Below are 21,376 nucleotides of genomic sequence, written 5' to 3'. Positions count from 1 at the left end.
TCAGCCGCCCAGCGCGTCCAGGTCCAGGATCTCGCCGCTGGGCTTCTGCGCCGGGACCTTCTTGTCGTAGTCGCTGAAGGTGAGCGTGCCCGGGTCCTTCGCGGAGACGCTGTCCACCCGCAGCAGGTACGGCTTGCCCTCGGTGGCCACGTACAGCGTGTAACGCTCCTTGCCGTCCCGCTCGTTCAGCACGATCGCGGGCGTGCCGTCGACGGTGGTCGTCTTGCCGCGGGTCGCGTTCGTGTCGGCGTCGTCGGCGTCGCCGAGCACCGTGTCGAGGTCGCAGAAGCTCGCGATGTCCTTGGCGTCCTCGCCCTTCGCGGACATCTTGGTCCACTTCCCTGCCAGCAGCGCCACGGCCGCGTCCACGTCCGACTTCTTCTCGCCCTTGCTCTGCGCGCGCAGGAACTCCTCGTCGTACTTCATGTAGACGGTGTCGCCGACCTTGATCAGATCAGCCTTGCCCTGCCCGCCCATGCTCATCGTGCCGGCGCACTCGCCCTTCTTGTTCAGGGCCATGTCGATGGTGATGGTGCTCCCCGACTCGTCGTCGGGGACGTCCCCCTTCATCCGCAGCGACGACGCCCCGGTCGTGGCTTCCACGGCCTTGTCGGCGATCTCGGAGCCGGTGAGCCCGGCGAAGGGTTCCTGCGCCTCGCTCTTGCTCGGCGAGGACGAACTCGACGCACTGGAGCCGGCCTTGTCCGGCTGACTGTCGGCCTTGTCCTGCCCGGACTGGCAGCCGGTGAGGCCGATCGTGGCCGCGGCGGCGAGGCAGAGGGTGGCGAGTGCGGTGTGACGCATGGCAATTCCCGGATGGTGAGGCGGTGTGATGAGCGGGTACGGCGAGACCTGCCGCGGGTACGGCGCCACCGGCGTGGCGGGGTCTCGCCGCACGGGGACCGGTGTCAGCCGGTCTTCTTCCAGTCCGTGCAGCCGGACGTCTTGAAGTAGGTGTCCTTGGCGCTGATGGTGACGACGGCGCTGCCGGAGACGTTGTCGTTCGCGATGATCGAGTCGAGGCCGTGCTCGGCGTCCTTGGCGCGCTCCCAGTAGCACATGTCGTCCTCGTTTCCGGTGGACTTGTAGGTGCCGGGGGCTATGTCGGCGCCGACTCTGAACATGCCACCGTCACCGGCCATCTTGGAAGCGGGCGAACCCTTCGCGGCGGCGTCCGCCTTGGTGTCGACGGCCTCCCAGTCGTTGCAGTCGCTCGACTTGAAGATCTTGTCGGTGGCCTTGACGGTGACGTAGCTCGTGCCGGTGACATTGTCGTTGGCGAGGAGGGAGTCCATCTCGCCGGAGGCGTCCTTGGCGCGCTCCCAGTAGCACATGCCGTCTTCGTTGCCGGTGCTGCGGTAGGTGCCGGGCTTGATGTCCGAGCCGACCTGGAACTGGCCGTCCCCGTCGAACGCCGCCTTCTTCTCCTCGGTGGCCTTCGCCGAGTCCTTCCCGCCCCCGGGCTTCGCCTGAGCGGACGACGAAGAGCCCTTGCCGCTGCTCTCGGAGCCGCCGGTGGAGTCGTCACCCGAGTTCGCCGACACGGCGCCGATGACGACGATCCCCACGACGGCCCCCAGCGCGATCTTGCCCTTCATGCCCATGACTGTGTCCCCTCCCGACACGGTGACAGCCGCTGTTCGGCTGTCGCTCGTTCGCTGGGTCAATAAGACCAGAGCCTGTGAACCGAGTCAACACGGTTCACGGAATGTCTCGTGTACACGGGCGTGAATGCATAGATCTTGCGTACGCCGCTATGCTCGGCGTCACACACGCGGAGCACGGAGCGGTACGCGCACAGGGACCTGCGCGCGGGGACGACGAGGGAGCGGGCCGGTGCAGGACAACGCCACAGAGGTGACCGCCGCCGGGATCGCCCGGCTCGCCGGGGTCGGCCGCGCCGCCGTCAGCAACTGGCGCCGCCGTCACGCCGACTTCCCCAAGCCGGTCGGCGGCACCGAGACCAGCCCCTCCTTCGCCCTCGCCGAGGTCGAGGCGTGGCTGCGCAAGCAGGGGAAACTCGCCGAGGTCCCGCTGCGCGAACGCGTCTGGCAGCAGCTCGTCGGCCACCCCGAGGGGCCGGTGGCCGCGCTCACCCACGCCGGGTGCGTGCTGCTGCTCATCCATGACCGGCCCACCGTCTGGCTGGACGTGAGCGCCGGTTCGGACGAACGGCTCGCGGCGATGCTGCCGGGCGCGCTGGAGGAGGTGCTGACACCGCGCTTCGGGCCGGTGGTGCCTGTGAACTCCCGACGCGCTGTGAACTCGGGGCGCGTTGTGAACGGGGGGCTCGCTGTGAACTCCGGGCGCCCTGTGACGTCCGGGCGCCCTGTGAACGCCGCTCACGCCCCTCACGCCGCTGACAGCGGTCACGACCGTGTGAACACTCCGGCGGCCCTCAGCGCCGAGCGTGTGAACACCCCGGCGACCGCTCACACCGACCGTGTGAACACCCCGGCGACCGCTCACACCGACCGTGTGAACACCTCCGCCACCGACGCCCCTGTGAACACCGGCACCCGCCCCGCCGTCCATCTCCCCACCGGCCCCGAACTCCTCCCCTCCGCCCCCCTCCTGCGCAGCACCGCCGAACTGGCCGCCGAGCTGGGCGCCCGGCAGACCTTCGAGTTCCTGCTCGGCCGGCACCTCGACGCCAACCCGCGCCAGTACACGCTCACCCCCGCCGACCTCGCCGGTCTCATGGCCGACCTGGCCGGTCCCGCCCGCACCGTCCTGGACCCGGCCTGCGGCACCGGCGCCCTGCTGCGCGCCGTCACCACCCGCCCCGACCAGGAGCTCTACGCCCAGGACAGCGCCCCCGAGCTCGCCGCCCTCACCGCGCTCCGCCTCGCCCTGCACACCCGGGCCGTCGTCCACGGCGCCACCGGCGACACCCTGCGCGCCGACGCCCACCCCCAGCTGCACGCCGACGCCGTCCTGTGCCACCCGCCGTTCAACGAGCGCAACTGGGGCCACGACGAACTCGCCTACGACCCCCGCTGGGAGTACGGCTTCCCGGCCCGCACCGAGTCCGAGCTGGCCTGGGTCCAGCACGCGCTCGCCCGCCTCAGGGACGGCGGCACGGCCGTCCTCCTCATGCCGCCGGCCGCCGCCTCCCGCCGCTCCGGCCGCCGTATCCGCGCCGACCTGCTGCGCCGCGGCGCGCTGCGGGCCGTCGTCGCCCTGCCGGTCGGCGCGGCACCGCCGTACAACATCCCGCTCCACCTGTGGGTGCTGCGCCGGCCCGAGAAAGCGCCCGCGCAGCCCGAGGTGCTGCTCGCCGACACCGGGCAGTTCGCCGCCGACGGGCGCGGCGGCCCGGACTGGCGGGACGTGCGGGAGGCCGTGCTCGACGCCTGGCACGCCTTCGACCGCGCGGGCACCTTGGAGGAGCGGCCCGGCCTCGCGCGCTCGCTGCCCGTCATCGACCTCCTCGACGACGACGTGGACCTCGCCCCGGCCCGCCACCTCCCGCCCCCGACGGCGGCCGACGGCGCCGAGCAGCTCACGGCCGTGCGCGAGCGCCTCGGTGAGACCCTGCGCCTGACCGCCGACCTCACCCCGGCACCCGCCGACGCCGCGCACCCCGCCCGCTGGCCGCTCACCACCATCGGCGAACTCGCGCGCGGGGGCGCCCTGGTGATGCGCACCGGTGGAAACGGCGGCCACGCGCGCGTGCCCGTCCTCACCGACCACGACGTCCTCGCCGGAACGGCGCCCTCCGGCACGCTTCCGGAGAGCGACGAGGAGGCCGTGCTGGTCGAGCCGGGCGACGTGGTCGTGCCGGTGCTCGGCGGCGGGTCGGTGGCGCGCGTGATCGACGACGCGACGGGGGGCGCCGCCCTGGGGCGCAACCTCGTACTCCTGCGCCCCGAGCGCACGGCGCTCGACCCCTGGTTCCTCGCCGGCTTCCTGCGCGGCACCGCCAACAACCGCCAGGCCAGCAGCTACGCCTCCACCGCGACCCGTCTGGACGTGCGCCGCCTCCAACTGCCCCGGCTCCCGCTCGACGAACAACGGCGCTACGGCGCGCGTTTCCGCGCACTCGACGAGTTCGAGCGGGCGCTTCGGCGCGCGGGCCGGCTCGGGGAGCAGCTCGTGCGCGGGATGTACGACGGGCTCACGGACGGGACGGTCGCCCCCGACTGACACCCCACGGCGCACGCCCGCGCGGAAGCCGTCGCTCCGCCGTCGCTCCGCCGACACTTCGCCGACCTGCGCGGGCGGGAGAAGTGATCAGTGCGACAACGGTTCGGTACAACCCGGGACCGCTTGTCCGTGTCGGCCTATACGCTCGCCTGTACGCGCGAAGCGACAATCGCAGGAACGGGGTTGCCGGGCGTCGGCCGCCCTCGTACGCCCACCTCAGGCACCAGGAGCTGTCATGCATGGCCACGGCTACACGCAGCCGGTGAAGCAGCCGCCGCACCCGGCATGGCTGGTCTTCCTGCGCGTGCTGTTCGTGGTGCTCGGGATCTTCACCATCGGCCTGCTGTCCTGGGCGATGCTGCTGCGCCTGGCGCTCGTGACACGCAGGGCGCTCGACTGGGGCCTGTTCGTCGCCTCGCTCCTCACGCTGAGCCTCGGGCTCGTGCTGGTCGGCATCGAGCCGGGCGACGAGATCCACACCGCCGGCGGCTGGACCGGCATGGCGCTTCTGTTCGGCACGCTGGTGGCGGCCATCGCGTACTACCTCTCCGCGGACGTACGCCACTTCCACCAGCTCCGCTACGGCGCGTACGCCCCGCAGCCCGCCCCGGCGCCCGCACCGGCGTACGGCTATCCGCAGCCGCACCCCCAGCCGCCCCACCCGCAGTCGCCGTACACCTCCACGACGGTGCCCCAGGCACCGTCCCCGCTCCCGCAGCCGCACTCGCACCCGCAGACCCCCATGCCGCAGCCGCCCCCGCCCCCCACGCCCACGCCCCACACGCCCCCTCCCACGCCCCAGCGCCCCGCGCCCGCCCGCATCGACCAGGTCCGTGCCGAGCTCGACGAGCTGAGTGACTACCTGCGCCGGCAGGAGGGCCACCCGGGCGGCAACCACGAGGGCGGCAGGTGACCGTGGCGACAGGACGTGTCGTCGCGGGCCGCTACGAACTGTCCACGCTCATCGGACAGGGCGGCATGGGCCAGGTCTGGACGGCGTACGACCAACGGCTCGACCGGCGCGTGGCCGTGAAGCTGCTGCGCCCCGACAAGGTCGCCGGACAGGAGGCGGACGAACTGCGCCGCCGGTTCGTACGCGAGTGCCGGGTCACCGCGCAGGTCGACCACCCCGGGCTCGTCACCGTGCACGACGCGGGCAGCGAGGGCGAGGAACTGTTCCTCGTCATGCAGTACGTCGACGGCGCGGACCTCTCCGACCACCTCGCCGAGCACGACCCGTACCCCTGGCAGTGGGCCGTCGCGGTCGCCGCGCAACTCTGCGCCGTGCTGAGCGCCGTGCACGCCGTGCCGATCGTCCACCGCGACCTCAAGCCGCGCAACGTGATGGTGAAGCAGGACGGCACCGTCACCGTCCTCGACCTCGGCGTCGCCTCCGTCATGGACGCCGACACCACCCGCCTCACCCACACCGGCACCCCCATCGGATCACCCGCCTACATGGCGCCCGAACAGGCCATGGGCGGCGCCGTCGGCCCGTACACCGACCTGTACGCACTCGGCGTACTGCTCCACGAACTCCTCAGCGGCGACGTCCCGTTCTCCGGCTCCACGGCGCTCGGCGTCCTGCACCGGCACCTCTACGAGCCCCCGCTCCCCGTGCGCCGCCTGCGCCCCGAGGTGCCGGAGGCGCTCGAAACGCTCGTCCTGCGCCTGCTCGCCAAGGACCCGCAGCATCGCCCCGCCAGCGCGCAGGAGGTCTACGAGCACCTGGCGGTACTCCTGCCCGCGCGCGGGATGCCCACAGGGGCGCCCCTCGACCCCACGCGCCCCTTCCTGCGCCCGCACGCCCCCTGGCCGGACCGCGCCCGCACCCCCGCGCCCCAGCCGGCGCCCGCCATGCCGCTCACGCCCCCCGCGGAGAAACCCGACGTCGCGCGCGCCGTCGACGAGGTCAAGCGCCTCCTCGGCGAGGGCCGCATCACCCAGGCCGTCGACATCCTCGGCGCGATCCTGCCCGCCGCGGCCGAACAGCACGGCGAGCACTCCCCGGTGGTCCGCACCCTGCGCAAGCAGTACGCCGCCACGCTCATGGACGACGGCCAGTACCGGCGCGCGCTCCCCGAACTGCGCCGCCTGGCCGACGAACGCGCCGCCGAGGCCGGCCAGGCCGACCCCCAGTCCCTCCGCTTCCGGCACGACGCCGCCCAGTGCCTGGAACAGCTCGGCGAACCGGCGGCGGCGCTGGCCGAGTACCGGGCCCTGCTCCCCTTCTACGAGAACCAGTACGTGGCCGGCGACCCGGACATGGCCCACGACATCCGTCGCCGCATCGGCCACCTCCTCCTCGCCCTCGGCGACCGCCCCGCCGCCCACGACACCCTGGCCCGCCTCGTCCACGACGTGGAACACCTCCACGGCCCCGGCCATCCGCTCGCGACGGAGGTACGCCGGACACTGGAGTGGCTGGGACAGGTACGCGGCTGAGACAGCCCACCCGGCACCCGAGGACACGGCCCACCCGGCACCCGAGGACACGGCCCACCCGGCACCCGAGGACACAGCCCACCCGGCACCCGAGGACACAGCCCACCCGGCACTCGAGGCGCGCCGGTGCCCCAAGTCCTGGTGAATCGTTGGTCGAATGGGTTGGCCAGAGCTTGCCCACTGCCTACCATCGATCACCGCAAGACTTTGTGCACCGTCGCACAATCTCCTCGGGAGGCTTCCTTGCACCGCCGTCGTCGCACCGCGCTCCTCCTCTCCGCCGCGATCGTCGCAGCGCCCCTTCTCACCGCCTGCGGCAGCGACGCGCATCCCGGCGCCGCCGCCGTCGTCGGCGGGCAGCGGATCACCGTCGCGCAACTGGAGACCAGGGTGAACGAGGTGCGTGATGCCCAGCGCGCCGCCGTCGCGGACGACGCCCAGTACGCGCAGGCCATCACCAAGACCGGCACCCTCACCCGCGACACCCTGCACGGCATGGTCCTCGACCGCGTCCTGCACCGGGCCGCCGAGGACGCGGGCGTCACCGTCACCCGCAAGGAGATCCAGACCATGCGAGCCGGTCTGGAGCAGCAGGCGGGCGGCTCCAAGGGACTGGAGACGGCCTGGCTCCAGCAGTACGGCGTCGCCCCCGAGCGCCTCGACGACAACCTCCGCCTCCAGCTGGAGGCCCAGAAACTCGCCGCGGCCCTCGGTACCGAGACCAGCCAGCCCGCGTTCTGGGAAGCCCTGTCCAAGGCCTCCAAGGAACTGGACGTGGACCTCAACCCCCGCTACGGCAGCTGGGACGTCGAGAAGAGCAGCCGCGTCGACGCCAAGACGCCGTGGGTCCGCGAGGTCACCGCATCGGGCACGCAGCAGACGGCCTGACACGCCAGCCGCCCCGGCGACGGAACGGTACGCCACCCCCACCCCACGGCACCCCACCCCACGGCACCCCACCCCACCGCACCCCACGGCCCCGACGACGATCACCCTGTGGATAACTCGCGGTGCTGTCGGTGCCGTGGGTTAGCTTCGAACCGTGAACACCACCAGCCCCGCCGCCACGCCGGAGACCGCCGCCGCCCCCGGCCGCATCGTCCTGCTGACCACCAGCCACCGCGTCGCCCCCGGCCTGCTGTCCTGGCCCGCCTGGCAGGCACTGCACGCCGCCGACCGCGTGCTGTGCGCCGACGGCGCCCACCCGCAGCTGCCGTATCTGCGCGAGGCCGGGATACGGGTGGACGAGGCGTCGCCGACGGCGGAGGAACTGGTCGCCGCCTGCGCGGGCGGCCACACCGTGGTCGTCGTGGCGACCGGTGAGGGCGAGCCCGCCCTCACCGACGGCCTGGCCCGCCTCGCCGGCTCGGGCCGCGTGTCCATGCCCGAGCTGGAGCTCCTCCCCGCCTCCTACGACCTCCCGGGCGCCCGCCTCCTCGACCTCGTCCAGGTCATGGACCGCATCCGCGCCGAATGCCCCTGGTCCTCCCAGCAGACCCACAAGGGCCTGGCCAAGTACGGCATCGAGGAGGCGTACGAACTCGTCGAGGCCATCGAGGACGGCGACCGCGACGAACTCCGCGAGGAACTGGGCGACGTCCTCCTCCAGGTCGTCTTCCACGCCCGCATCGCCGAGGAGGACCCCGACGCCCCCTTCTCCATCGACGACGTCGCGGGCGGCATCGTCACCAAGCTCATCCACCGCCACCCCCATGTCTTCGGCGACGAGACCGCCACCACCCCCGAGGAGGTCAAGGCCCACTGGCTGCGGACCAAGGCGACGGAGAAGCAGCGGAAGTCGGTGACGGACGGCATCCCCCTCGGCCAGCCCGGCCTGGCCCTCGCGGCCAAGCTGGCCTCCCGCGTCCGCACGGCGGGCCTGGAGGTGCCGCTGCCGACGGGGGAGGGGATCGGATACGAACTGCTGGCACTGGCGGCCCGCGCCGAGACCGACGGCGTCGACCCCGAGGCGGCGTTGCGGGCGGCCGGGCGAGCGTACCGGGACGCGATCAGGGCGACGGAGGGCTGACAAACCGTCAGGCCGGGGTGAACCGCACGGGTAGATCCCGAAGTCCTCGCATGATCAGTCCACCCCGCCATCGCAGGTCCACAGGATCAGCGGCAAGTTGTAGATCGGGCAGGCGGCGCAGCAGGGTTTCGAGCGCAGCGCGGCCTTCCAGGCGCGCCAGGGGGGCACCGAGGCAGTAGTGAATGCCGTGGCCGTATCCGAGGTGTTGGTTGTCGCGGCGGGACAGATCAAGCGTGTCCGGTTCTTCGAACCGTGTCGGATCACGGTCGGCGGCGGCAAGTACGACCAGCACCGGGTCGCCGGTGGCGATGGACTGTCCGCCGATGCTGAGGGGCTCGGTGGCGTACCGCCAGGTGGCCAGTTCCACGGGGCCGTCGTAACGGAGCAGTTCCTCGATACCGGTGTCCAGCAGGCCGGTCTCGCCCCGCTCTATCGACTCCTGCAACCGGGCCCGCTGGTCGGGGTTGCGCAGGAGGGCGTAGGCGCCGTTGCCGATGAGGTTGATGGTGGTCTCGAAACCGGCGAACAAGAGCACGAAACACATGGCGGCGGCTTCGTTCTCGGTGAGGTGCTCACCGTGATCCGAGGCGCGGATGAGGCCTGAGATCAGGTCGTCGCCGAGGTCGTTGCGCTTGCGGTGGATGAGGTCGGCGAGGTAGCCACGGATCTTCTTGACAGAGCGTGCGACGCCGCCGCGGGGGCCGCCGCCGTGCCGGATCATCATGCCTGCCCAGTCACGGAAGTCGTCCTGATCCTCGCGTGGCACACCGAGCAGGTCGCAGATCGCGTAGATGGGGAGGGGGAAGGCGAACTCGTGGATGAGATCGGCTTCGCCCCGGGGCGCGAACCGGTCGATGAGGCCGTCCGTCAGCTCCTGTACCCGGGGTTCGAACTCCGCTACGCGGCGCGGGGTGAACGCTTTGGACACCAGGCGGCGCAGTCGTGTGTGGTCCGGAGGATCGATGTTGAGCAGATGCGTCATGAGGTTGGCGCTGCGCTCACCCGGAATACCGGTCCGGCTCTTGCCTTGAGCGTCCTCGGCGTGATGGGCGGGGTTCTTCGAAAGGCGCCCGTCCGCGAGCGCCTGGCGTGCGTCGGCATATCGGGTTACCAGCCACGCCTCGACTCCACTGGGCAGGGTGGTCCAGTGGACGGGGGAGTGTTCACGCAGCCAGGCGTACGCCGGGTACGGATCGCTGGCGAACTCCCAGGTGAAGAGTTCGGGGGCGGTGTTCGGGACGTTCACATGATGACCGTATCGGGAGCCGGGCGACGACGATGTGGCTGACCGCGAAAGCATGGCATAGCACCGCTATGCCCAAATAAGCGATTAGCTGGCCTTTTATGCGTTTGCCGGTGCTGCGTCATGACAAGCGTTAGATCCGGTAAACGCAGGGGCCCCGAAGCTGGTCAGAGCTCCGGGGCCTTGCCAGCCGTGAAGGGGCTGACGTGTTCAACGCTGTAGCTGCACCCGCGTCCGCGGTAAATCGTCGCGCCGAGCCGGTGCGCGCGGTGCGAGCCGCACTGATGCTGCGGGTCTCGGCACAAGAGCAGGCGCAGGGATACGGGCTCGCTGTCCAGGAGAGGGCGGGTCGCGCGCACGTCGAAAGCAGGCCGGGGTGGATTCTCGATCCCGAAATGGTGTTCAGGGATGAAGGGGTGTCGGGAGCCTTGGTCGACCGGCCCGGCATGCTGCGGCTGGAACAGGCTGCTCGGCGCGGCCTGATCGATGTGATCGTGGTCCACGAGTTCGACCGTATCGGCCGTACCGGCCGGGCGTTCTGGACGTGGATCTGAGCGATCGAAGACCTTGGTGTCCACTTCGCATCGGTCACGCAGGACGTCGACACCACCACGGAGTTCGGTCGGCGACAGTTGCACTTCCATGCGTTGATGGCTGAGGCCGAATGGAATCTCATTCGCGAGCGCACTCAGGGTGGTCGTCAGCGCAGGGCCCTCGACGGTGGTTGGGTCGGCGGTCCACCGCCGTGGGGTTACGCCATCGAGCAGACCGGAAGGCGTGGGTCCAGGCTGGTCGTCAGTGAGACCGAGGCGGATGTCGTCCGCGCGGCGGTGACCCTGATCGTGGAAGAGGGGAAGAGCATCTCCGAGACGGCCCAGGAGCTGAACGCGCTGGGGAAACTCACGCGGAGCGGTCGCCCCTGGACCGCCTCCGATCTCCATCGACGCCTCCGGAACCCCGCTCTGCTCAAGGGTGAGGTCGTCTTCCGTAACCCCGCCGGCAACAGAAAGAACGGTACGAAACTGGATCAAAATGGCGTTCCGTTACACGGGGACAGCGTGGTCATCCACATTCCCCGCATCCTCTCCGCGGAACAGGTCGAGGCCCTCGTCACGGCCCTGCGGCGGAGAGGTCGGCCGACCCGGTCGACCGCAGGCAACCATCCGCTGACGGGCCGGATCGTCGGCGCGTGTGGACACCGCTATGTCGGCAGCTACCGCAAGACCAACGACACGCGGTACTACCGGCGCGGTGGCGGCAACAACGGCAAGGGGCGGTCGACGAACTGTTCCGATCCGCACCTGATCGGCGCCGAGGTCGAAGCAGCCGTGTGGAGCAAGGTTCTGACGTTCCTGGAGGATCCGGAGAGGCGCACCGGATGGAGCCCACGCGGCCGCAAGGCCGCTCCGGGGAACGCCGGGAAGCAGCGTGAGCGCGTGGCTCGTTTGGAGAAGTCGCTCGATGAGAAGCGGCAGGCCGCGGCACATGCGCGGACCGAACTCGCCCGTGTGCCTGGTCTTGACCCGGTGGTGCGGGACGCGGCCGTGCGCCAACTCGCGGAAGAAGTGAGGAACATCAGTCTTCTGCTCGCCCAGGCCGAAGCAGTGCTGGCGGAGCAGGAGCGAGCGGAACTCGGCGCCAGGCTGATCGCCGGTGGGAAGACAGGGGATTTGAACCTTTGCGAGATGGCAGAGGTGATCGACTTTCTGGATGTCACGGTGCGGCCGCTCGGACAAGCGCGCAAACGATCCGGGGTCAAGTGCAAGGTGACGGAATGGCATGAGCGAACCGGGACGCTGGTTCCCGCCGAGGTTCCGGAGCGGGCCTGGAGCGCGGTCGAGGAGTTGATGGCGACCTACTTCCAGCGGCGCCAGTTCGCGCGCGGTGCGGTGGATGTGCGGACCCAGCTGGACGGGATCCTTCACCGGCTGCGGTCCGGTTGTCTCTGGGATGAGCTGCCTGCGCGTTACGGGCCCTGGGCGCTAGCCAAGGACCGGCAGAACACCTGGTTCGAGAAGGGCTTTTGGCCTGTCCTCGTGCACCACCTCAACTTCCGGGGTGAGGGGGCGCCAGTTCGACGTGAAGCACTCGTCCCTCCCCTTCGCATCACCCTGGGTGCCTTGGAACCGGCTAAACATGACAGGCGTTCAAGTCTGTGATCTTCACGTGATCTGCGCGGCATGAACTTGTGACAAGTGATCGTCTGCCGATACGTTCACCAACCAGCGTGGCGACCAGCACCACCCGTCACGCCGGTCACCGCTGTCTCGCGAAAGGTTCCCCGCATGCTCACCGGGAACGGTCGTCACCGTCGCCCCCGCCAGGCTCCGGCGCTTCTTGTCGCGGCCGGAGTGACCGGCTCCGCCATCGCGATCCCGCTCCTCGCCGCCACCGGCGCGAGCGCGGCCGACGGCGGCACCTGGGACAAGGTCGCCAAGTGCGAGACCGACGGTTCCTGGAGCCAGAACAACGGTGACGGTTCCTACGGCGGGCTCAACCTCTCCCAGGAGAACTGGGAGAAGTTCGGCGGCCTCGACTACGCGCCGAGTGCCGACCTGGCCAGCCGCAACCAGCAGATAGCCGTCGCCGAGAAGGTCCTCGCGGACCAGGGTGTCGGCGTCTGGGGTGCCTGCGGGCTGCTCAACGGGCTCAGTCAGGACTCGGGCTCGGCCGATGTCGACACCGGGGTCGGGAGCGGTTCCGCCTCGGCGTCCGGGGCGGAGTCCGATGCGTCCGGATCGGGGTCGGAATCGTCCGGCTTGCCCAATTCCGCGGAGTCCGGCTCGTCGGGCGACGCCTCGAGTGACGCCTCCGACGGCGCCTCCGACGATTCCTCGCCCTCGCCCTCGCCCTCCGCCTCCACCGATGCGGACAACTCCGCCAAGTCGGACAGGTCCGACTCCGGCCAGGGTGCCGCGCAGTCGCCCGACAGCTCGCCCACAGTTCCGGCCAATGAGGTCGAATCGGACAACTCCTGGCAGGAAGGCGGCTCTTCGAGCCTCGTCGACATCGGTGCGCTCGTCGCCGACGCCGAGGGCGGGGCCGACACCTCCGCGGGTACCGGCCGGCACCGTGGCGCGAGCGCCGACGAGAAGGCGTACACCGTCCGCGAGGGCGACACCCTCGCCTCCATCGCCGACTCCCTTGGTCTCGACGGCGGGTGGCGCCACCTCTACGCCGTGAACAAGAAGGTCATCGGCTCCGACCCGAGCGCCATCATGCCCGGTCAGACCCTCGTAGTCGGGTCCGAATAGGGCGAAAACCGGCGGGAGTTCGCGTCATGCTTCGCGCCGAATGTCCGGTTTGGCGAAAGTGTGGGATGAGTCTCAGAAGCCCTGATCGTCTTTGAAATTCCCCGGATTCCGTGTCTACGGTCAACACCGCTCGTCACCACGAGCCCCGGCTGCCGCAACGCCGAATCCTGCCAGCGGCCGTACGGGAACAGTCGTCGCGTCAAGCGCCGTAGGCAGGAGCGGGGGACCCAAGGTAAGTGCCGGGCCCAGCAGTTCACGCTGGACCGGCTTGGGGTGAAGCCGCGCAGCAGGCCGCAAGGCCGGGATGCGCGGCCGGGCAACTCAACCGGCCCGAACCCGACAGCTCACCTCGCAGGCGTCGGTGAGGGGATCGATCCATGCTGTTTTCCGGCAAGGGCAAGCACCGTCGTCCGTCCAAGGCCACCCGCGCCGCCGCGCTCGCCGGCGTCACCGGTGTCGCCATCGCCGCCCCGCTGATGGCGGCCGGCAACGCCTCCGCCGCCACCGCCTCCGAGTGGGACGCCGTCGCCCAGTGCGAGTCGGGTGGCAACTGGTCCATCAACACCGGCAACGGCTACTACGGCGGCCTTCAGTTCTCCGCGTCCACCTGGGCCGCGTACGGCGGCACGGCGTACGCCTCCACCGCCGACCAGGCTTCCAAGTCGCAGCAGATCCAGATCGCCGAGAAGGTCCTCGCCTCCCAGGGCAAGGGCGCCTGGCCGACCTGTGGCGTGGGCCTGTCCGGTGCCGCCTACACCGGCGGCGGCAGCTCGTCCTCCGGCTCCGGTTCGTCGAGCGGCAGCAGCACCAGCACCCGTTCCTCCGAGCAGTCGACCTCCCGTTCCTCGGAGCGCACGACCGCCAAGAAGACCGTCACCACCCCGACCGGCAAGAAGGTCAAGAAGGGTGACGGCGAGTACAAGGTCGTCAAGGGTGACACCCTCAGCTCGATCGCCGAGAAGCACGATGTCAAGGGCGGCTGGCAGAAGCTGTTCAAGCTGAACAAGGACATCATCGACGACGCCGACTTCATCTACCCGGGCCAGCAGCTGCACCTCAAGTAAGAGGCACGGGCAAGGCCCAGCCGAACCACAGCGCCCTCACATCCGTGGTCCTCATCATGGAGGCCCCGTGAGGGTCCCCCCGTCCCCGCGGGCTCCCCGCTCCGGTGCGTGTTCCCCCGTACGCACCGGAGCGGGGTTTTTCATGCCCGGGCACCCGCGTTTCTTTGTTCCGTTCGGAAACAATTTACTTTCGGTTCTGTCCACGGGGCGGTCTGCACGGTGGCCGATCGCCCGGAGCCGGTTAGGCTCGTCTCGCAGAACACACCGCGGTCCCGGCGGACCGTGTCACATCCCAAGAAGGAGATGCTCGTGCCGTCCATCGACGTCGTCGTAGCCCGGGAAATCCTGGACTCCCGAGGCAACCCCACGGTCGAGGTCGAGGTCGGCCTCGACGACGGCAGCACGGGTCGTGCCGCCGTCCCGTCCGGCGCCTCCACGGGCGCCTTCGAGGCCATCGAGCTCCGCGACGGCGACCCGAACCGCTACCAGGGCAAGGGCGTCGAGAAGGCCGTTCTCGCCGTCATCGAGCAGATCGGCCCGGAGCTGGTCGGCTACGACGCCACCGAGCAGCGCCTGATCGACCAGGCCATGTTCGACCTGGACGCCACCGACAACAAGGGCTCCCTCGGCGCCAACGCCATCCTCGGCGTCTCGCTCGCCGTCGCCCACGCCGCCTCCGAGGCCAGCGACCTCCCGCTCTTCCGCTACCTGGGCGGCCCGAACGCGCACCTGCTGCCGGTGCCGATGATGAACATCCTGAACGGCGGCTCGCACGCCGACTCCAACGTGGACATCCAGGAGTTCATGATCGCCCCGATCGGCGCGGAGTCCTTCTCCGAGGCGCTGCGCTGGGGCACCGAGGTCTACCACACCCTCAAGGCCGTCCTGAAGAGCAAGGGCCTGTCCACCGGCCTGGGCGACGAGGGCGGCTTCGCCCCGAACCTGGGCTCCAACCGTGACGCCCTGGACCTCATCCTCGAAGCGATCAAGCAGGCCGGGTACGTCCCCGGTGAGCAGGTCGCCCTCGCGCTCGACGTCGCCGCCTCCGAGTTCTACAAGGACGGCAAGTACCTCTTCGAGGGCAAGGAGCGCTCCGCCGCCGAGATGACGGAGTACTACGAGGAGCTCGTCGCGGCCTACCCGCTCGTCTCCATCGAGGACCCGCTGTTCGAGGACGACTGGGCCGGCTGGAAGGTCATCACCGACAAGCTCGGCGACAAGGTCCAGCTCGTCGGCGACGACCTGTTCGTCACCAACCCCGAGCGCCTCGCCCGCGGCATCGAGGAGGGCTCCGCCAACGCCCTGCTCGTGAAGGTGAACCAGATCGGCTCGCTCACCGAGACCCTGGACGCCGTCGAGCTCGCCCAGCGCAACGGCTTCAAGTGCATGATGTCCCACCGCTCCGGCGAGACCGAGGACGTCACCATCGCCGACCTGGCCGTCGCCACCAACTGCGGCCAGATCAAGACCGGCGCCCCGGCCCGCTCCGAGCGCGTCGCCAAGTACAATCAGCTGCTGCGCATCGAGGAGATCCTCGACGACGCCGCGGTGTACGCCGGCCGCTCGGCCTTCCCCCGCTTCAAGGGCTGAGCCGCAGCGCCACAAGAGGCGTCGTACGTACGTCCCCGTACTCGGTCCCGTACCGTGTGCGGGGACGTACGCGCGTGTGAACGGGAGTGAGAGATGGCCGTCAAGGACCGGGACCGTTTCTCCACCGCGACCCGGATCCGACTGCTCGGCGAGCAGACCGCGGCCCGGGTCTACCGCTCCCAGACCAAACGGCAGGCGCGCCGATCCCGGCTCACCGGCCGCGCGGCGCTGCTCGCGCTGGTGCTCTGCTCGCTGATCGTCGCGCTCGCCTATCCGATAAGGCAGTACGTCTCCCAGCGCGCGGAGATCGCCGATCTGCAACGGGAGCAGGAGCAGGCGCGGCAGCGGGTCGAGCAGCTGCGCGACCTCAAGGCGCGGTGGCAGGACGACGCGTACGCCGAGCAGCAGATCCGGCAGCGGCTGCACTATGTGATGCCGGGGGAGACGGGGTTCATCGTCGTCGACCCGGGTGCGGCCCAGCAGTCGCGCGCCGACCTGGGGGCGGCGGACCGTCCCTGGTACTCGAACGTCTGGGACGGGGTCGACAAGTCCGACGCCTCCGACCAGTGAAGCTGACCTAGAGAAAGACAGGCATGGAAACGCCCCCGCCCACCACCCCGCGCACCGAGCCGACCGACGCCGACGTCGAGGCCTTCAAGCAGCAGCTCGGGCGTCCGCCGCGCGGGCTGCGCGCCATCGCGCACCGGTGCCCCTGCGGGCAGCCGGACGTGGTGGAGACGGCCCCCCGCCTTCCCGACGGCACGCCCTTCCCGACGCTGTACTACCTGACGTGCCCGAAGGCGAACTCCGCGATCGGGACGCTGGAGGCGAACGGCGTGATGAAGGAGATGACGGAGCGGCTGGCAACCGACCCGGAGCTCGCCGCGGCGTACCGTGCCGCGCACGAGGACTATGTCCGGCGGCGTGACGAGATCGAGGAGCTCAAGGGTTTCCCGAGCGCGGGCGGCATGCCGGACCGGGTGAAGTGCCTGCACGTACTGGTGGCGCACTCCCTGGCCGCGGGCCCCGGAGTGAACCCGCTCGGTGACGAGGCTCTTGCGATGCTGCCGGAGTGGTGGAGCCGTGGGGCGTGCGTCGTGCCGCCCGCCGATCAGTGACCGTCCGTCCGGTCGCCGTACCAGGGGGCTCCGCCCCCTGGCCCCCCGGGCCTTCGCCCACCCATCACCCGTCTCGGCCAGTGAAGAAGTGAGGACCCCCATGACCCGCGTCGCCGCCATCGACTGCGGTACCAACTCCATCCGTCTCCTCGTCGCCGACTGCGACCCCGCCACCGGTGAACTCGTCGACCTGGACCGCCGTATGACGATCGTGCGGCTCGGGCAGGGCGTCGACCGGACCGGGCGGCTGGCTCCCGAGGCGCTGGAGCGGACGTTCGCGGCCTGCCGGGAGTACGCGGCGGTCATCAAGGAGCTCGGCGCGGAGCGGCTGCGGTTCGTGGCCACGTCCGCCTCGCGGGACGCGGAGAACCGGGACGACTTCGTGCGCGGGGTGCTGGAGATCCTCGGTGTCGAGCCGGAGGTCATCACCGGGGACCAGGAGGCGGAGTTCTCCTTCACCGGGGCCACGGGGGAGCTCAAGGGCCGCGAGGATCTGGAGCGGCCCTACCTGGTCGTGGACATCGGCGGCGGGTCGACCGAGTTCGTGGTCGGGGACGAGCATGTGCGTGCCGCCCGTTCCGTCGACGTCGGCTGTGTGCGGATGACCGAGCGCCATCTCGTCCGGGACGGGGTGGTCAGCGACCCGCCGTCCGAGGAGCGGATCGCCGCCATGCGGGCGGACATCGAGGCCGCCCTGGACCTGGCCGAGGAGACCGTGCCGCTGCGCGAGGCGCGCACGCTGGTGGGGCTCGCGGGGTCGGTCACCACCGTCTCCGCGATCGCGCAGGAGCTGTCCGAGTACGACCCGGCCCGGATCCACCACTCGCGGGTCTCCCACGACCGGGTCCGCGAGATCACCGAGTGGCTGCTGCGCTCCACGCACGCCGAGCGCGCGGCCGTTCCCGCGATGCACCCGGGGCGCGTGGACGTCATCGCCGCGGGTGCTCTCGTACTGCTGTCGATCATGGAGCGGATCGGGGCCGAGGAGGTCGTCGTGAGCGAGCACGACATCCTCGACGGCATCGCGTGGTCGGTGGCGTAGCTCTCCTTTGTTACCGATCGGTAGCCTTCTGCTGAGCAGGTCGGATAACGTATGAGCGCTTCCGGGGGGCCCGGAAACGGCCCTTCGGGGTGCGCCTCCGAGAAAGTTCGTGAAGTTCTTCACAAGGAATTCCGCCCTGTGGAACCAGGAAAAGAGGCCGACTGACCCTTCCGGGGGCTCAACTGGCCATTGAACGTGTTCAGAAGGGCGGTGCGAGGGGTCGGCGCGGAGGGTTCGCGAGGGTCTCGCGGGGGGTTGTTGCGGACCGCTCACAGGTGCCGCGAAGGCCAAGAGAGGCAGCTCACGCGGCATTGACAACGGGTCGCGGCCCCTCCTGGTTCCAGGTCTGCACCATGATCTGGATCACGCGGGTCGCGGAGGATAACACACCCCCTGTCAGAGCTTGTGAAGGGGCGCACGAGCGACCCCCCTGGGGCGGGTGGATACTCGATGGCATGAGCACCACGGAGCGTCCCAGGATCCTCGTAGTAGGCGGTGGGTACGTAGGCCTGTACGCAGCTCGGCGCATCCTCAAGAAGATGCGCTACGGCGAGGCGACCGTCACGGTCGTCGACCCCCGGTCGTACATGACCTACCAGCCCTTCCTCCCCGAAACCGCCGCCGGCAGCATCTCCCCGCGCCACGTCGTCGTCCCGCTGCGACGCGTGCTGCCCAAGGCGGAGGTCCTCACCGGCCGGGTCACCACCATCGACCAGGACCGCAAGGTCGCCACGATCGCCCCGCTGGTCGGCGAGGCGTACGAGCTGCCCTTCGACTACCTGGTGATCGCGCTCGGCGCGGTCTCCCGCACCTTCCCGATCCCCGGCCTCGCCGAGCAGGGCATCGGTATGAAGGGCGTCGAGGAGGCCATCGGCCTGCGCAACCACGTCCTGGAGCAGCTGGACAAGGCCGACTCCACCACCGACGAGGAGATCCGCCGCAAGGCGCTCACCTTCGTCTTCGTCGGCGGCGGCTTCGCCGGCGCGGAGACCATCGGTGAGGTCGAGGACATGGCCCGCGACGCGGCCAAGTACTACAAGACGGTCTCCCGCGAGGACATGCGGTTCATCCTCGTCGACGCCGCCGACAAGATCCTTCCCGAGGTCGGCCCGAAGCTGGGCACCTACGGCAAGGAGCACCTGGAGAGCCGCGGCGTGGAGATCTACCTCTCCACCTCGATGGACTCCTGCGTCGACGGCCACGTCGTGCTGAAGAACGGACTCGAGGTCGACTCCAACACGATCGTCTGGACCGCCGGCGTCAAGCCCAACCCGGTCCTGTCCCGCTACGGCCTCCCGCTCGGCCCGCGCGGCCACGTGGACACCGCCCCGACCCTCCAGGTCCAGGGCACCGACTACATCTGGGCCGCCGGCGACAACGCCCAGGTCCCGGACGTCGCCGCCCGCAAGGCCGGCGTCGAGAACGCCTGGTGCCCGCCGAACGCCCAGCACGCGCTGCGTCAGGCCAAGGTCCTCGGCGACAACGTGATCTCCGGTATGCGGGGCTTCCCGCAGAAGGAGTACGCGCACTCCAACAAGGGTGCGGTGGCGGGCCTCGGCCTCCACAAGGGCGTCGCGATGATCGTCATGGGCAAGATGAAGATCAAGCTCAAGGGCCGTCTCGCCTGGTACATGCACCGTGGCTACCACGGTCTGGCGATGCCGACGTGGAACCGCAAGATCCGCGTCTTCGCCGACTGGACGCTCGCGATGTTCCTCAAGCGCGAGGTCGTCGCCCTCGGCGCCCTGGAGACTCCGCGCGAGGAGTTCTACGAGGCGGCGAAGCCCGCGCCGGCGCCCGCCGCGGCGCAGCCGGAGAAGACCCAGGAGAAGGCCAAGGCCTCCTGACCGGCTCCGGTCGCTGAACGAACCGAAGGGCCTCCCGCCATCCGTGGTGCGGGAGGCCCTTCGGCGTACCCGGCGGCATCCCCCTCGGCGTGCCGCCGGGTCCCTCCCCGGCGCACCGGCGGAATCCTCCTCGCCGCGCCAGGTACGTGGTCCATGCAGTTATTTTGCCTGGTCGTGACGCCGTGGCGGGACTGTGCCCGGAGGCTTCCGGTGTTTACGTAGGTGGACAATTCCGGGATCCTCGTCACGGAGGTGGGCGCCATGGCTGACGCCGCGCTGCGGCTGAAGAACCTCTTCGAACTCCTGCTGGGAGCCCCGCTCCCGGTCCGCGTGCGGGCGTGGGACGGCTCGCAGGCGGGACCGCCGGGCGCCCCCGCGCTCGTCCTGCGCAACCGCCGCGCCGTGCGCCGGCTGCTGTTCAAACCCGGCGAACTGGGCCTGGCCCGGGCCTGGGTCGCGGGCGACCTCGACATCGACGGCGACCTCTACACCGCCCTCGACCTGATCGCCGGCCTCGTCTGGGAGCGCGGCGAGGACACCCGGAGCCGTACCGCGCTGCTGCGCGACCCCGAGGTGCGCGCCGCCCTGCGCGGGCTCGTCCGGCTCTCCGGGCTGCCGCTGCCGCCGGCCCCGCCGCCCGAGGAGGTCCGCCGGCGCCGCGGCCACCTCCACACCCGGCACACCGACAGACGTGCCGTCAGCCACCACTACGACGTCGGCAACGACTTCTACGAGATCGTCCTCGGCCCGTCGATGGTCTACTCGTGCGCCTACTGGGAGACGCCGGACGGCACCCTGGAGGACGCCCAGCGCGACAAGCTCGAACTGGTCTGCCGCAAGCTCGCCCTGACGCCCGGTCAGCGACTCCTGGACGTCGGATGCGGCTGGGGCTCGATGGCGATCCACGCCGCCCGCGAGCACGGCGTGAGCGTCGTCGGCATCACCCTCTCCCAGGAGCAGGCCGCCTACGCCCGCAAGCGCGTCGCCGACGAGGGCCTGACCGACCGGATCGAGATCCGCGTCCAGGACTACCGGGACGTCACCGACGGGCCCTACGACGCGATCTCCTCCATCGGCATGGCCGAACACGTCGGCGCGGAACGCTACCTGGAGTACGCCGAGAACCTGTACGCCCTGCTCAAGCCCGGCGGACGGCTCCTCAACCACCAGATCGCCCGCCGCCCCCAGCGCGACGAATCGACGTACCACGTGGACGAGTTCATCGACGCCTACGTCTTCCCCGACGGCGAACTCGCCCCCCTCGGCACCACCGTCACCCAGCTGGAAGGCGCCGGGTTCGAGGTGCGCGACGTCGAGGCGATCCGCGAGCACTACGGCCTCACCCTGCGCCGCTGGGTGACCCGGCTGGAGGCCGACTGGGACCGCGCCGTCCGGCTCGCCGGACCGGGCCGGGCCCGGGTCTGGCGGCTCTACATGGCCGCCAGCGCCCTCGCCTTCGAACGCAACAGCATCGGCGTCAACCAGGTCCTCGCCGTCCGCACCCCCGGCTCCGGGGACTCCGGGATGCCGCTGCGGGCCCGCACCTGGAACTGAACAGACGCAAGGGGCCCGCCACTTGCCAGTGGCGGGCCCCG

At 70.4% G+C, this 21,376-nt stretch carries 17 protein-coding genes, 1 pseudogene and 1 riboswitch; of the genes and pseudogenes, 15 read left to right on the top strand and 3 right to left on the bottom strand.

The genetic code is table 11. From position 1 onward, the window contains the following. Entirely contained in the window at window positions 1–804 is an 804-nt protein-coding gene (locus DI272_RS19400; RefSeq protein WP_109496588.1) for a hypothetical protein, read from the bottom strand. Window positions 805–908: 104 nt separating this feature from the next. Beyond that, complete coding sequence (locus DI272_RS19395; RefSeq protein WP_109496587.1) at window positions 909–1,604, bottom strand: hypothetical protein; 696 nt, start codon at window positions 1,602–1,604, stop codon at window positions 909–911. A 232-nt stretch (window positions 1,605–1,836) separates the two neighbouring features. On the opposite strand from DI272_RS19395, the gene DI272_RS19390 reads away from it, so the two are divergent. The 5 genes from DI272_RS19390 (at window position 1,837) to DI272_RS19370 (ending at window position 8,623) form a co-directional block, all read left to right on the top strand. Beyond that, window positions 1,837–4,149 (top strand): N-6 DNA methylase, encoded by a 2,313-nt coding sequence (locus tag DI272_RS19390; protein ID WP_109496586.1) that lies wholly within the window; start codon window positions 1,837–1,839, stop codon window positions 4,147–4,149. A gap of 235 nt (window positions 4,150–4,384) precedes the next feature. Continuing rightward, window positions 4,385–5,062, top strand: coding sequence for a hypothetical protein (locus DI272_RS19385; protein WP_109496585.1), 678 nt, complete (start codon window positions 4,385–4,387; stop codon window positions 5,060–5,062). A 38-nt stretch (window positions 5,063–5,100) separates the two neighbouring features. Continuing rightward, window positions 5,101–6,594 carry a serine/threonine-protein kinase gene (locus DI272_RS19380; RefSeq protein ID WP_258314893.1) on the top strand — a complete coding sequence of 498 codons (1,494 nt, stop codon included), beginning with the start codon at window positions 5,101–5,103 and terminating at the stop codon, window positions 6,592–6,594. Window positions 6,595–6,837: 243 nt separating this feature from the next. Then, entirely contained in the window at window positions 6,838–7,482 is a 645-nt protein-coding gene (locus DI272_RS19375; RefSeq protein ID WP_109496583.1) for a SurA N-terminal domain-containing protein, read from the top strand. A 154-nt stretch (window positions 7,483–7,636) separates the two neighbouring features. Next, window positions 7,637–8,623 (top strand): nucleoside triphosphate pyrophosphohydrolase, encoded by a 987-nt coding sequence (locus tag DI272_RS19370; protein WP_109496582.1) that lies wholly within the window; start codon window positions 7,637–7,639, stop codon window positions 8,621–8,623. Between the two features lie 7 nt (window positions 8,624–8,630). On the opposite strand, the gene DI272_RS19365 is transcribed toward DI272_RS19370, so the two are convergent. Then, window positions 8,631–9,923, bottom strand: a complete 1,293-nt coding sequence (locus DI272_RS19365) for a cytochrome P450 (RefSeq protein WP_375138048.1) — start codon at window positions 9,921–9,923, stop codon at window positions 8,631–8,633. 227 nt (window positions 9,924–10,150) lie between these two features. On the opposite strand from DI272_RS19365, the pseudogene DI272_RS45400 reads away from it, so the two are divergent. The 10 genes and pseudogenes from DI272_RS45400 to DI272_RS19315 all read left to right on the top strand — a co-directional run. Beyond that, a pseudogene (locus DI272_RS45400) lies at window positions 10,151–11,197 on the top strand (recombinase family protein); the annotation flags it as partial. A gap of 354 nt (window positions 11,198–11,551) precedes the next feature. Continuing rightward, the gene (locus DI272_RS45395) at window positions 11,552–12,025 is read left to right on the top strand and encodes a transposase (RefSeq protein ID WP_258314892.1); all 474 of its coding nucleotides are present in this window, start codon (window positions 11,552–11,554) and stop codon (window positions 12,023–12,025) included. Between the two features lie 126 nt (window positions 12,026–12,151). Continuing rightward, window positions 12,152–13,120, top strand: coding sequence for a transglycosylase family protein (locus DI272_RS19350; protein WP_109496578.1), 969 nt, complete (start codon window positions 12,152–12,154; stop codon window positions 13,118–13,120). A 194-nt stretch (window positions 13,121–13,314) separates the two neighbouring features. Further along, a riboswitch (cyclic di-AMP (ydaO/yuaA leader) is annotated at window positions 13,315–13,493 on the top strand. Window positions 13,494–13,497: 4 nt separating this feature from the next. After that, window positions 13,498–14,184: a transglycosylase family protein gene (locus DI272_RS19345; protein ID WP_109496577.1), complete on the top strand. Its 687-nt coding sequence runs from the start codon at window positions 13,498–13,500 to the stop codon at window positions 14,182–14,184. A 303-nt stretch (window positions 14,185–14,487) separates the two neighbouring features. Then, window positions 14,488–15,774 carry a phosphopyruvate hydratase gene (gene eno / locus DI272_RS19340; RefSeq protein ID WP_109496576.1) on the top strand — a complete coding sequence of 429 codons (1,287 nt, stop codon included), beginning with the start codon at window positions 14,488–14,490 and terminating at the stop codon, window positions 15,772–15,774. 93 nt (window positions 15,775–15,867) lie between these two features. Beyond that, a complete protein-coding gene (locus DI272_RS19335; protein ID WP_109496575.1) occupies window positions 15,868–16,344 on the top strand; it encodes a septum formation initiator family protein in 477 nt (158 codons plus the stop codon). A 23-nt stretch (window positions 16,345–16,367) separates the two neighbouring features. After that, window positions 16,368–16,892, top strand: a complete 525-nt coding sequence (locus tag DI272_RS19330) for a DUF501 domain-containing protein (RefSeq protein WP_109496574.1) — start codon at window positions 16,368–16,370, stop codon at window positions 16,890–16,892. Between the two features lie 100 nt (window positions 16,893–16,992). Next, entirely contained in the window at window positions 16,993–17,934 is a 942-nt protein-coding gene (locus tag DI272_RS19325; RefSeq protein ID WP_109496573.1) for a Ppx/GppA phosphatase family protein, read from the top strand. Window positions 17,935–18,389: 455 nt separating this feature from the next. Beyond that, the gene (locus DI272_RS19320) at window positions 18,390–19,781 is read left to right on the top strand and encodes an NAD(P)/FAD-dependent oxidoreductase (RefSeq protein ID WP_109496572.1); all 1,392 of its coding nucleotides are present in this window, start codon (window positions 18,390–18,392) and stop codon (window positions 19,779–19,781) included. Between the two features lie 261 nt (window positions 19,782–20,042). After that, entirely contained in the window at window positions 20,043–21,335 is a 1,293-nt protein-coding gene (locus DI272_RS19315; RefSeq protein ID WP_109500920.1) for a cyclopropane-fatty-acyl-phospholipid synthase family protein, read from the top strand. The last annotated feature ends 41 nt before the right edge of the window (window positions 21,336–21,376 follow it).

This window comes from Streptomyces sp. Act143, assembly GCF_003143935.1.
Classification (GTDB): domain Bacteria; phylum Actinomycetota; class Actinomycetes; order Streptomycetales; family Streptomycetaceae; genus Streptomyces.
Note: the sequence above shows the minus strand (reverse complement) of the source record. Positions and strands in the feature narration are given on the sequence as shown.